Source organism: Mesobacillus jeotgali (assembly GCF_031759225.1).
GTDB classification, from domain to species: Bacteria; Bacillota; Bacilli; order Bacillales; family Cytobacillaceae; genus Mesobacillus; species Mesobacillus jeotgali_B.
Genome location: NZ_CP134494.1, coordinates 3,882,480 through 3,894,618 on the forward strand (window position 1 = coordinate 3,882,480; position 12,139 = coordinate 3,894,618).

The following is a 12,139-nucleotide window of genomic DNA, read 5'->3' on the forward strand; positions in this document are numbered from 1 at the left end:
ATAACCATATGAAACGAAAGGAGCTGACCAAGGCATGAAAAAACTGATCTTAAGTTTTTTAGGCGCAGCATTAATTTTAGGAGCCAGTACTGCTGCCTTCGCAGAAGAAGGGACAGACGGTAAGGGTACTTTTAATTTTGGGCAAATGAAGCCTTTGATCGAAAAGATGCACCCAGGCCTCTCCGCTGAAGAGGTCAAGCAAATGTACAATGATTGCCACGGAACAAACGGTGCCATGCAGAGTAAAAACTTTAATATGATGGATAACAACCATATGGATATCATTGATTGAAGTGGTTGTTTCCTGTCACGAATTAGGGTTCTGGAAAAAATCCAGAGCCTTTTTCTTATGTACTTGATTTATTTTAGCTAAAAATATTTTTTAATGCATTAAAAAACAACCCGACCAAAATGGCCCAGGCTGTTTCAAAAACTCCTTAAACTAAAGCTTTATTAAGTTCATGCTGTGATGGCAAATCGGCGATCATCGTGCCGTTTTGTGAATGCTGCGATGGCAAATCGGCGATCATCGTACCGTCCTGCGAATGCTGGGATGGCAAATCAGCAATCATCGTACCGTCCTGTGAATGCTGGGAAGGCAGATCGGCGATCATCGTGCCGTTTTGTGAATGCTGCGATGGCAAATCGGCGATCATCGTGCCGGTATGCGAATGCTGGGATGGCAGGTCGGCCAGGTTCTTATCCGCTGAATTCCAACCGAACATTCCTGCAACAAAAGCTGCTATAAGGGGCAGAATTAATGTTCTCTTCATTTTATACCTCCTAAGCCTAGGTGTAACTATTAACAATACTTCAATAATTTTTCCATTTCATCTCTTACTAAACTAGCAAACTTGTCATTCTTCTGCAGCTTGAAAATCGTGACTGCTTTTTCAAGATATTCCTTGCCTTTGTTTTCTTTACCCAATTTGATGTAATTCATGCCTGTTTGATAATAAAGTTCTCCAAATAAATACATATTTTCTTCATAAATACAATTATCGATTCCCTTGCTGGAATAAATGAGGGATTCTTCATATCTCTCAAGTTTTGACAGTGCCTGGGCAAGGCCATAGAGAATCCTCAGCCAGATTTTTGAATCCTGGACTTGAGGAAGCTCTGTCAACTGGTTCAAAGCTTCATGAAAAAGCTCGACCGCCTTGTCCAGGTTTCCGCTATCCTTTTCGATGATCGCCATGCTCGTCAAAATCTCAATTTCACGTTCTGTCATTGCAGCCTCTTCCTTATGGGTCATGTCCAAAGCCTTGCTCAGCAAGTCAATAGATTTCTGTCTATCTCCCTCTAGGTAATAGCTGCATATCCCCTGGTGCCATACCAGGAATTGATTGAATGATGTATGTTTGAACAGCGGATTATCCTGTTCCTTCTGGATTATTTCATTGATTGCGGCGTAATCCCGCTCTCTTTTATACTTTTTTATTAACTCGGTAACACCGATGGCGTAATTGTAAGTATCAGTGGAAGCGATATCGAAGAAATGGTTGAACTCGACTTCGAGCTTTGATGCCATTTTCGATAATTGATCGATTGTTGGATATTTCTCTTCTTTTTCAAATTGAATGATATCCTCTTCAGTACAGATCCCCTCAGCCAACTGTGTCTCAGTCAAACCTTTAAAAACCCTAGTAGACCTAAGAATTTTCCCGAAGTTATATCCAACCAGGCTCATCCCCTACACCCCATTTAATATTAATTATATCTATATTATCACAATGTTAATAACTTTTAAAAATCCGAAGAGACAACCCGGATGCTAACCCTTTTTTCCCAATCCAGTTTGTTTATTTTATATAAGTAAAATAAGGCAGGATCAGCACAGCAACTGAAAGCAGACTAACTACAATCGCTCCTGCTTTGTTTTTTTGCTTCCAGATGGTCACTGCAAAGGCGAAGGAATAAACAGATACCAGGAACACAGCTCCCCATATCAATACAATCATCTTAGTCCCTCACTTCTTGAAGACTTGGCAGTCTCGTCTGCCGGCCAAACTCACCGAATCGGATATCGACACTGACGTTTATTTCAGCGTTAGGATAGGATTTCATCCAGTCAAAATCCCGGAATTCCTGAAGGGTCAAAAACTCCCTCCTGATCGGTACTGACAAATGGAAAGTGTCACCTTTGAACTCTTCCTGAGTATATTTAATATATTGTGATAGATGTTCCTCCATTGTTTTAGTCATCGACTTCTTCAATTCGGCTATTTTATCTTTATTTTTTGCAAAGTTGACCATACTCGGATCACTGAGTATTTCAACATAGACCGGAACGTTGATATCTATGATTGCTTTACCGTGCCGCTGCTTGAATGTATGCCTGTTCTTTCTTTGCTTGGAGAATCTTGCAGAAATTCGATACCGTTCATCAAATGGATCCTTGAATGTTGTTTTAAAATCTTCCAGTTTCCATGTATTGTCCAGCAGTGATGATATCCGTGTTTCTTCTCCTGTGATTTTGCCAATCATCTTTCCTTCTTTAAAAACAGCAGATCCGATGAACTGTGCATCATTCGTTTTTCCGCCAAACTGGACTTCCCCTGCCATGAAATCATCATCAGAAGTGATGTCTTTATCTCGTCCCCTTTCAGTAGTAGCGTAAATTCCCAGGAATAGATCTGCGTCACTTTCTGCCACCTTGAAAAAATCATTCAAATCTGTGTTTGGAATCATTCCTGTCTCTTTTCCCCTGCCGATCATGAATTCAAAAAATTTATGAGGCCTGGTCTCAAGCAATGGTTTATTGTTCAAGATGAATGTTTCGGCGCTTTCTTTTGTTATAAGCAAATCCGTGTTTCTTTTAATTTCCCTGTCTTTTGCTGCAGAATAAATCACCCTGATAAAATCAGGTTTCCTTGCTAACTCCTCCGATACAATGATGACACTTAACAAGTCATAAGAAATTTCCTTTGAGATGACTGTATTCGCTGTATTCCGCGAACTGATGAAATCATCGGCCACCAACGATATGACTTCCTCCGGTGATTCAGGTGTTCCGCCTCCCGATTGCTGCGAGCCTACCTCAGGATTGGCGATTAAATAAGTCACTGTAATTTTCCCTTCCTTTTCATGTGTATCGAGACCAATGCCAATCACATAGGCTTTTTGGTCCAGTTCTTTCTTATCCCAGCAGCCTGTCAGAGAAAGGATGATGATGACCATAATAGAGATTTTAATTAGATTCTTGTACTGTTCCATTTTTAAAATCTCCCCGTATCTTCGCGATTAGCCACATTAGCGGCGGCAGGAATAAAAATGCCGGACTGAGCAGCATCAACAGGTTCTGTCTCATGTTAAAAAGGACGATTGATGGGCTTTCTGGTGCAAAACCAATTAAAATGACCATGGTTGTTATTAATGGAATCAAATATTCAAATTCCTTTATTTTCAGGATTCCTCCCAGAAGCACCGCACTGATATATAAATAAAACGAAAACCTTATAAATGTAGCCACGAGCCAGAAAGGGAAAAATAAGGTTTCCACATTTTGCAGGAAGCCAATCTGGATATACCTGATTGTTTCATGGAAAGGGTAACTAAGCATCTCGGCAGTTGTGTAATCAAAAAGCATCACAAATGTGAACATCGCCAGGCTTATTTCCACTGTGACCATGATCAGTCCAAAAATCGTGCCTTTTTTAAAATCCTTGAAAGATGTTACCAGCGGAGCAATCAACCCGATAAAAAATAAATCCGCAAAGATTGATATATTTTTGGCAGAGGCCTTCAGAATCTCCATACTGCCTTCGCCCAAAATCGGAAAAATAAAACCAAAATGTCCAGCGTTCATACTGACTATCAGCGCTATTAATAATGTAATTTTTAAATACGGCAGCAATACCCAAGCCACGGTTCCAATCTGCTCAATTCCCCTTTTTGCCCCGTAGGCGCAGACAAGCATCAAAATGACATAAATGATACTGGGAGGGGACTTCGTAAAGTACATGGTTCCGATTATATCAACGTATATACCTGAATCAACGGTAATAAAAGCAACTCCTCCCACCAGGAGAAGAATTGAAATAATAGTTCCGAAAAATTTTCCAAATATGTGGATGATAACCTCATGCAAATTCTTTCCTTTATGAGCTGAAAAAACTTTGATCAACAGGAAAACTGGAATAAAAGCCATTGCCCCCATTAGCAATACGACAATCCAACCAGCATTCCTTGCATTTTCAAAAATAATTGTTGGAGTATCGTCACTAAGCTTGGTGCCAACTGTCAAGGCAATGATCGCCACATATTCTTTTATCCCAATTTTCCCCTCTGTTTGTTTCATTACTTTTGCCCCATCGCTTTTTTTTGTGAATCGGCGGTTTTCAAAAAACCTGGCCGGAATTTTTCATTTTTCACCAGCCGCCTGAAAATAGTATCCTTGGAAGATTGATAAGTTGGAGACAGCGGTGCTAAGTATGGAACACCGAAGGATTTGAGTGACACCAAATAAAAAATACCCGCAGCAAAGAATGCTGTCATCCCATATATGCCAAATAAAGCAGCACTCAAGATAAAAGCAAAACGGATGAGCCTTACAGCGAAATTCAGGCTTAAATCCGCAACAGCAAAGGAGCTTAGGCCTCCTAATGCCACCACGATAATGACAATCGGAGAGATGATATTCGCCTCAACGGCAGCCTGTCCAAGGATCAGCGCCCCAACGATGCCGATCGTCGGACCGATTGGACTGGGAACACGCAGTCCCGCTTCCCGGATCAACTCAAAAGCAGCTTCCATAATCAAAATTTCAATAACTGCAGGAAATGGCACTTTTTCACGGGAAGAGGCAATCGCGAGCAGCAAGTCTGGTGGAATCATTTCCGCATGGAACGTAGTTATCCCAACATAGATGGCTGAAGTGAAAAGCGTAATGAAAAGTGCAACCATTCTTAAGGCTCTTGTGAAATTGCCATAATGAATTCTCAAATAGTGATCTTCCGGACTATGGAAAAAAGACCAGAACGTTGCCGGCAGGACCATGCTGTCAGGTGAGTTGTCCATAAGTAAAGCAATATAACCATCTTCAAGGAAAGAGGCTGCCCGATCAGGGCGTTCTGTCGTCAACACGCTCGGGAACAGCGAGTAATTCCTCTCCTCGATGTATTCCTCGAGCAGCGAAAGGTTTTGAACCGCATTAACCTCAAGACTGCCCAATCGTTCCTTGATATTGTCCACCAGCTTTTCATTGGCAAGGCCACGAATATAAAGAATGTAAACATCATTGTGTGAGCGCTGCGATACTTCGATGACTTCGACAATCAGGTTTTCATTTCTGATTTTCTTCCTGAGCAGCGAGATATTTGCCACTACTTTTTCATTGAAAGCTTCTTTCGGACCTTTGATTAAAATTTCGCTTTCGGGTTTGTCAATGGCCCGGCTTTGGAATTCCGGACAGTCAAGGATATAGCCCTTTGCTTCACCATCCAATATCAGCAGGGCATTTCCTTTATTCACATCCTTGACAGCATCCTTGAAAATATCTATTTCATGGACCATCTGGATGGAAACTACATCCTTAACTTTTTTACTTGATGAGGTATTTTCCGTCAAAGGCTTTAGGATGTTTTCTTCAATACTCTTAACATCTGAGATTGTACTGATGAATATAAGAGCGGCATTTTTACCAAAACCCTCAAGGTGCAATTCCCGCAATTTTACATCCTTGTTGTCAGGAATGCTATAAAGCTTCTTGATCACAGACAAATTGTCTTCAAGACTTCGTGAAAACTTCTGTTCCTTCAGGGAATCCTGCTCCCCTGTCAGTTTTTCCGCTGGGGGAGCAGGTTGTTTTTGCTGTTTCTTGAGCAGCCTGAGCATTTCCTTTAACAAATTCCATCTACTCCCTGCCATTCGGATTGATTATTTCCTTTTCTTAACTTTTACTAAACTGCTATGATTTATGAGTTCTGGCCAAATAAAAAACTCAGGAAAAATCCTGAGCTCGTTAAAGGTTCTTTCGTTTTCGGGCTGCCAGTATGTATACTGCACCTCCCCCTAACGCGATAATGCTGACAGGGATGATGAACGGCTTTGCAATGTCCTTGATTTCTGACCAATTTTCACCGAGGACGATGCCTAGATAAAGAAAGAATACTGTCCATGGAATCATTGCCGCAATGGTATAGAACGTGAACTTTATGGATGACATGCCCGCAATTCCCGCAGGTATTGAAATCGCATGCCTGACCACCGGTATGAACCTTGCTGAAAAAATGACCCCTGAACCATATTGGTTGAACCATTTTTCGGATACTTCCAGATGGTGCTTGTTGATCAATAAATACTTCCCGTATTTCTCCAGCATCGGCCGGCCGCCAAAATAGCCCAACCAATAGAGGAATAGCTGTGCAATTGTCCCGCCAATCGTCCCAGCAACGACCGCACCGGTAAAACCGATCGTCCCCTCTGAAATCATATACCCGCCATAACCAAGGACGATTTCACTTGGGATGACCTCAAGCATCAACCCGATTGCAATCCCAATATAGCCAAGGCTCGACAGCCAGTCCAACACAGCCAAAATAAATTCCTGCATGTGCATCACTCCAATCCCTTTCACTCTTTAAAAATATATTTATGAATGTCCAAGTTTATCTCACTTTGGGCAATCGAGTAGGAGGGGGTGACTAACCCCCGACCTCTCACACCACCGTACGTACCGTTCGGTATACGGCGGTTCAATTAAGTGTGACGTAGAAATTCATATCTTTGATATAGACTTTTGAGCCCTCGATGACTCCAATAAGAGTTATCGAGGGTTTTGTGTAAGATTGGACTTGAGGCAATTCTCCAAAATTTCTTTCTGGAATTTCCCCATTCGTATGCCTTTTGGTCTGGAACGCCAAGACTTTTGAGTTTTCTTACTCTTGTCTTCGGGTTCTTCCATTGTTTCCATTCAATCATACGGAGTCTTCTTCTAATCCACTCATCAAATTCTTTGAATTTACTTGGTGTATCAGCTAATGCAAAATATCCACACCATCCCGTTAGAAATTGATTCAATTTCTCAATTCTAACTTCCATGGGGATTGGTTTAGAACGGGATGTTAACTTTCGTATTTTAGCTTTTAGCCTTTTAACACTTTCGTTGGCTATTCGAACCTTCGGTTTCTTATTAACCGTAAAGCTAAAGCCAAGGAATTTTCGTTTCCACGGGCGGTCAACCGCTGATTTCCCTCTGTTTACTTTGAGCTTTAATTTCTGCTCAATGAAGCATGTAATGGAGTTCATTACTCGTTCTCCAGCTTTCTTCGATTTCATGTAAATATTACAATCATCGGCGTATCGGACAAACTTGTGACCTCTCCTTTCTAGTTCTTTATCAAGCTTATCCAAAAGTATATTCGAAAGAAGAGGGCTCAGGGGACCTCCTTGTGGTGTTCCTTCTTCTGCATCGTAGACTACACCATTTATCATGATTCCTGCTTGGAGATATTTTCGAATTAGCTTCAAGACCAATCGGTCTTGGATTCTGCTTGCCAATATCCCCATCAGCTTGTCATGATTCACTTTGTCAAAGAACTTCTCCAAGTCCATGTCAATCACCCATCTGTAACCTTCACTTATATATCCCCTTGCTTTACGTACAGCGTCATGGCCTCTTCGGCTTGGCCTAAACCCATAACTATGTTCCGAGAAGGTTGGGTCAAAAAGCGGAGTTAAAACTTGGGCGATTGCCTGTTGGATGAAACGATCTATCACGGTAGGTATTCCAAGTAACCTTACTCCACCGTTCGGTTTCGGGATTTCGACTCGACGTACTGGGTTAGGTTGATAGGTACCTTTCCTTAAAGAATCACAAAGGGTGTCCCAGTTCTCATAGAGATGTCTTCGTAGGGATTTTACGGACATTCCATCTATGCCGTGACTCCCTTTGTTCTTCTCCACACGTTTAAGTGCTTCTATTAAGTTTTCCCGTGATAGAATCAGATTCATTAACATGTGATATTTCCTTTCGACGTGAACGTAGAAATCTAATTATGTTATTCCTGCTCCACCCTCATGAAGTCCCCTGTGGATTCACCACTTCCTCCTTCAAGTAAGTCCTTTCGGATTGTCTGCTTCTACACAGGAATTGTATGCCTAGTTCTCGTTCTTCCTAATTGTTCAGTCCTTCCCTTACCGTCTCGAGCCGGTAAAGTACTATGACCTCTGCTGACTTCTGATTGTTCAGCTATCTATTGCTAGATAGGTTACCAAGTGTACTTGGCTTTCCAATCAGACCTCCCCGGGTAAGAGTACAGTCTTTCCCTCCATCTATCTGCTTCATTTACTCTGTACCACCTTCGGCAGTAAGGACTTTGTTTTGTTCTGCAAACTCATCCAATGGTACCTAGCCTTATATGAAGTTCGTGTTCCTCAGACCGGAGGTTTGCCGCTCGCTTCCTTCAGATTCCGCGTCACCGCGGACACCCTTGCGTTAAGCTAACCACTACTACTGCCTTCATGGCTCGGGACTTACACCCTATAGACTGCACCCATGCCGGGCGCACAGAAAAAGAACCTGCCGGTTAGACAGGTTCTTTTAAAAGGAAACGTCAGCTGCGCCAGCCGCCTCTGAATAAGACCCTCAGTCCAATAAATATAATGACAAAAGCGAAGAGTACGATGACAATAACGCCGATAATCCCAAAGAGACCTCCGGGAAGGGTCAGCAGCATCGGTCCGAATTTCATCAATACCCAGCCTGCAAGCATGCAAGCAACGAAAAGAAGCACATTGGATCCCCAATTGAATGACATATAATAATCCCTCCTTTACTTCCTAAGATATGTATATACTGCAATTTGGGTACGGGCTAGTGACTATTCTTGAATTTTCTTGTGTAAAAAAGAATCTGCTCGACGAAAATAGAATTACATAAATCTGGTTAATTCCGTTTTTGAAGGCAAAAACGAGGGAAAAGTAAATATTGTTTTCATACATAATACGAGAAATAAGAGGGGGAGTAAGATATGACTAATCACTTATATATGCGCTTCATAAAGCTGCCAATATTAGCAAGGATCCTTATGATTGCCGCTTTAATGATCACTCTGTTTGGTGTAGTCATTCATTATGTAGAACCAAGAAGCTTTCCGACTATCTTTGATGGTGTTTGGTGGGCGATCATTACTGCATCAACAGTGGGATTCGGAGATTTCTACCCCGTAACTACATGGGGACGAATCACAGCAATCCTGCTTCTTATGGTTGGCACAGGATTTTTATCATCGTATTTCATCCATCTATCAGCTGCGACGGTGACCAAACAAAATGCATATGCTGAGGGAAAGGTAGGCTATCGCGGAAATCGCCATATTATCATCATCGGATGGAACGAAAGGTCTCGTTCAGTCATCCACTCGCTGATAGAGGCGGATGACTCCATCATACTGGTAGACGATACACTGGGGTCAAACCCCATTAAAGACGATAATGTCCATTTCATCAGAGGCCGCGCGAACAAGGATGAAACTTTATTGAATGCAGGCATCACTACAGCCAGAAAAGTCATTATAACTTCAGACCAGAACCTGGACGAGCTGCAGGCCGATATGAATACGATCCTCACGCTTCTAGCCATAAAAGGATTGAACCCGGAAATCCGCTGTATTGCTGAAATACAAACGAGCGAACAAATCAATAATGCGAGAAGAGCGGGAGCTGATGAGCTGATTCCCGCGAATTCCCTAACCAGTGCAGTACTTTTGAACAGCATCGCCTCCGCCGAGGTTGTGAACCCTTTATTGGATTTGCTGGGGGAATTGAATGGGAAACGACTGACGTATATAGAGGCTGAAGCTTCTCTGATTGACAAGAATTTTCAGGATGCTAGCCACTTTTTGCTGAAAGAACGGAATATTATATTAATTGGACGTAAAAGAGGGGATGACGTGATCGTCAACCCCAAAAACAATATCAAAATTAAATACGATGATCAGTTACTCGCCATTTTAAATGACGATTAATGCAACAAAGCAGATTCTACTTCGCGGACAAGCGAACGACCTACTTCGATGTACTTTTCCGGAAAGCTCGCATCCTTATCGACCGGTTCCTGGAACTGGTTGAAGGATGCGCTGGCATTCCCAATCTCCGCATGGTCATCGATCCCTCGCTGATATTTGTGCGATAACAGGAAAGGCCGTTCAAATTGGACAGTGCAGCCTTTCGAATCAAGCTGCCCATCAATTGCCTTGAATGGAAGCCTCAAAAATTGGTACCCAACTTCGTCATCTATCTTATAATCGAACGCGCCATGGTCATAATCCCAATTTCCTCCGATCGAATACCCCAACGGTTTCAGCATCTGCTCCAGTTTAAAAAGATCAAAATGTTTGCCCTCAAGCTCAGATTGTATCTCAATCAATGGTCGTTTCCGCCTTTCCAAGTGTTTTTGCTTAGTTTTAACCAAAAGCGGCCATTTAATGAGCGATGAACGATTCGATTAGCTTGGAAACCATCTTTAAGCGGGTAGTAGCTGCTGGATTTTTACCTTTATTGGCGAAAATAAAATTTTATTGGCGATTTCCATCATTTTATTGGCGATTTAATATTTATATTGGCGATTTTCACAAGTTTATTGGCGAAAATTCAATTTTATTGGCGACTTGGAAATTCCGTGCGATTTTTTCCAGTTTTCGAACCGTAAAAAAGGAGCACCCAACAGGGTACTCCTTTTTCAGTTCTATTTAAGTCGCTTTTCCAATTCTGCTTTCTTTTCTTCGAAGCCTGGTTTTCCAAGCAATGCGAACATATTCACTTTGTATGCTTCAACGCCTGGCTGGTCGAAAGGATTCACGCCAAGCAGGTAGCCGCTCATTGCACATGCTTTTTCGAAGAAGTATACAAGGTATCCGAATGTATACTCGTCTAGCTGTGGAATCGTCAGAACCAGGTTTGGTACGCCTCCGTCTGTATGGGCAAGCATCGTTCCTTCGAACGCTTTGTTGTTGACGAAATCAACTGTCTTGCCAGCAAGGTAGTTCAAGCCGTCAAGATCGCTTCCAGCTTCTTCAATCGTCATTTCGTGGCGAGGCTTTTCCACCTTGATGATGGTCTCGAACAGGTCACGACGGCCTTCCTGGACATATTGTCCAAGGGAGTGAAGATCTGTTGAGAAGTTAGCGGAAGAAGGATAAATTCCCTTCTGGTCCTTCCCTTCACTTTCGCCGAACAGCTGCTTCCACCATTCAGAGAAGTACTGAAGTGATGGTTCATAGTTGATCAGCATTTCAATTGTCTTGCCTTTATTGTAAAGAGCGTTGCGGACTGCAGCGTATTGGTAGGCAGGGTTTTCTTCAAGCTCTGATTTGCCGAAGTCTTCCCTCGCCTGTGCTGCTCCTTTCATCATCGCTTCGATATCTGAACCGCTGACAGCGATCGGAAGTAAGCCTACTGCTGTCAAAACAGAATAGCGTCCGCCGACATCATCCGGAATCACAAATGATTCATAGCCTTCTTCGTCAGCAAGAGTTTTCAATGCACCGCGTGCTTTATCCGTTGTCGCATAAATGCGTTTGCGTGCTTCTTCGACTCCATACTTTTCTTCAAGCAATTTGCGGAAGATACGGAATGCAATCGCAGGCTCCGTCGTTGTTCCTGATTTTGAAATGACATTGATGGAGAAATCCTTGCCTTCCAAAAGATCCATCACATCTGTCATATAAGTTGAGCTGATGTTATTGCCGATAAAAATAATTTGCGGTGTCTGGCGCTTTTCTTTCGGAAGAGCGTTATAGAAGCTGTGCTGTAAAAATTCAAGCGCAGCACGTGCACCAAGATAAGAGCCACCAATCCCAACCACAAGCAGGACATCAGAATCACTCTTAATCTTTTCCGCTGACTTCTGGATGCGTGCGAATTCTTCTTTATCATAGTCGACAGGCAGATCAATCCAGCCTAAAAAGTCGCTGCCTGCACCAGTCTTTTCATGTAATGAATGATGGGCTACTTTTACAAAATCCCTTAAGTATGTAACTTCGTGTTCACCAAAAAAGCTAAGCGCCTTTGAGTAATCAAAACGAACATGTGTCATGTCTGATCCTCCATTATTTTATATTCTCTATCACTTTATCGAAATGGGTCCCAATAATCAAGAAACACTCTCAGATGTAAGCGTACACAATGTGAATTATTT

13 protein-coding genes are annotated in these 12,139 nt (G+C 42.3%); 2 read left to right on the top strand and 11 right to left on the bottom strand.

The window, feature by feature from the left end; translation table 11 throughout:
• Positions 1–34: 34 nt before the first annotated feature.
• A complete protein-coding gene (locus RH061_RS19550) occupies positions 35–292 on the top strand; it encodes a hypothetical protein (protein ID WP_311072478.1) in 258 nt (85 codons plus the stop codon).
• A 145-nt stretch (positions 293–437) separates the two neighbouring features.
• On the opposite strand, the gene RH061_RS19555 is transcribed toward RH061_RS19550, so the two are convergent.
• From RH061_RS19555 to RH061_RS19595, 9 genes are all read right to left on the bottom strand, one after another.
• Positions 438–773: a hypothetical protein gene (locus RH061_RS19555; protein ID WP_311072479.1), complete on the bottom strand. Its 336-nt coding sequence runs from the start codon at positions 771–773 to the stop codon at positions 438–440.
• 29 nt (positions 774–802) lie between these two features.
• A complete protein-coding gene (locus tag RH061_RS19560) occupies positions 803–1,690 on the bottom strand; it encodes a helix-turn-helix domain-containing protein (RefSeq protein WP_311072480.1) in 888 nt (295 codons plus the stop codon).
• 112 nt (positions 1,691–1,802) lie between these two features.
• Positions 1,803–1,961 carry a hypothetical protein gene (locus RH061_RS19565; protein WP_311072481.1) on the bottom strand — a complete coding sequence of 53 codons (159 nt, stop codon included), beginning with the start codon at positions 1,959–1,961 and terminating at the stop codon, positions 1,803–1,805.
• Position 1,962: 1 nt separating this feature from the next.
• On the bottom strand, positions 1,963–3,216 hold the full coding sequence (locus RH061_RS19570; RefSeq protein WP_311072482.1) for a Ger(x)C family spore germination protein: 1,254 nt from the start codon (positions 3,214–3,216) through the stop codon (positions 1,963–1,965).
• Positions 3,191–4,300 carry a GerAB/ArcD/ProY family transporter gene (locus RH061_RS19575; protein ID WP_311072483.1) on the bottom strand — a complete coding sequence of 370 codons (1,110 nt, stop codon included), beginning with the start codon at positions 4,298–4,300 and terminating at the stop codon, positions 3,191–3,193. The genes RH061_RS19570 and RH061_RS19575 overlap by 26 nt, the downstream gene beginning before the upstream one ends.
• On the bottom strand, positions 4,300–5,847 hold the full coding sequence (locus tag RH061_RS19580) for a spore germination protein (RefSeq protein ID WP_311072484.1): 1,548 nt from the start codon (positions 5,845–5,847) through the stop codon (positions 4,300–4,302). The genes RH061_RS19575 and RH061_RS19580 overlap by 1 nt, the downstream gene beginning before the upstream one ends.
• A gap of 115 nt (positions 5,848–5,962) precedes the next feature.
• Positions 5,963–6,553, bottom strand: a complete 591-nt coding sequence (uptA, locus tag RH061_RS19585) for an undecaprenyl phosphate transporter UptA (RefSeq protein WP_311072485.1) — start codon at positions 6,551–6,553, stop codon at positions 5,963–5,965.
• Between the two features lie 146 nt (positions 6,554–6,699).
• On the bottom strand, positions 6,700–7,959 hold the full coding sequence (gene ltrA, locus RH061_RS19590; protein ID WP_311070432.1) for a group II intron reverse transcriptase/maturase: 1,260 nt from the start codon (positions 7,957–7,959) through the stop codon (positions 6,700–6,702).
• Positions 7,960–8,555: 596 nt separating this feature from the next.
• A complete protein-coding gene (locus tag RH061_RS19595) occupies positions 8,556–8,759 on the bottom strand; it encodes a hypothetical protein (RefSeq protein WP_311072486.1) in 204 nt (67 codons plus the stop codon).
• 213 nt (positions 8,760–8,972) lie between these two features.
• Here RH061_RS19595 and RH061_RS19600 point away from each other — a divergent pair, with 213 nt between their 5' ends.
• Positions 8,973–9,968 carry a potassium channel family protein gene (locus tag RH061_RS19600; protein WP_311072487.1) on the top strand — a complete coding sequence of 332 codons (996 nt, stop codon included), beginning with the start codon at positions 8,973–8,975 and terminating at the stop codon, positions 9,966–9,968.
• Here the strand turns inward: RH061_RS19600 and RH061_RS19605 are convergent.
• On the bottom strand, positions 9,965–10,369 hold the full coding sequence (locus RH061_RS19605) for a YugN-like family protein (RefSeq protein WP_102264151.1): 405 nt from the start codon (positions 10,367–10,369) through the stop codon (positions 9,965–9,967). The genes RH061_RS19600 and RH061_RS19605 overlap by 4 nt on opposite strands.
• 318 nt (positions 10,370–10,687) lie before the next feature.
• Entirely contained in the window at positions 10,688–12,037 is a 1,350-nt protein-coding gene (locus tag RH061_RS19610) for a glucose-6-phosphate isomerase (RefSeq protein ID WP_311072488.1), read from the bottom strand.
• Positions 12,038–12,139: the final 102 nt, after the last annotated feature.

Coding starts and splice junctions, on each gene's coding strand:
- RH061_RS19575 (WP_311072483.1), bottom strand. CDS start 4,300: ATGAAACAAACAGAGGGGAAAATTGGGATAAAAGAATATGTGGCGATC.
- RH061_RS19570 (WP_311072482.1), bottom strand. CDS start 3,216: ATGGAACAGTACAAGAATCTAATTAAAATCTCTATTATGGTCATCATC.
- RH061_RS19600 (WP_311072487.1), top strand. CDS start 8,973: ATGACTAATCACTTATATATGCGCTTCATAAAGCTGCCAATATTAGCA.
- RH061_RS19555 (WP_311072479.1), bottom strand. CDS start 773: ATGAAGAGAACATTAATTCTGCCCCTTATAGCAGCTTTTGTTGCAGGA.
- ltrA (WP_311070432.1), bottom strand. CDS start 7,959: ATGTTAATGAATCTGATTCTATCACGGGAAAACTTAATAGAAGCACTT.
- RH061_RS19550 (WP_311072478.1), top strand. CDS start 35: ATGAAAAAACTGATCTTAAGTTTTTTAGGCGCAGCATTAATTTTAGGA.
- RH061_RS19595 (WP_311072486.1), bottom strand. CDS start 8,759: ATGTCATTCAATTGGGGATCCAATGTGCTTCTTTTCGTTGCTTGCATG.
- uptA (WP_311072485.1), bottom strand. CDS start 6,553: ATGCAGGAATTTATTTTGGCTGTGTTGGACTGGCTGTCGAGCCTTGGC.
- RH061_RS19565 (WP_311072481.1), bottom strand. CDS start 1,961: ATGATTGTATTGATATGGGGAGCTGTGTTCCTGGTATCTGTTTATTCC.
- RH061_RS19610 (WP_311072488.1), bottom strand. CDS start 12,037: ATGACACATGTTCGTTTTGATTACTCAAAGGCGCTTAGCTTTTTTGGT.
- RH061_RS19560 (WP_311072480.1), bottom strand. CDS start 1,690: ATGAGCCTGGTTGGATATAACTTCGGGAAAATTCTTAGGTCTACTAGG.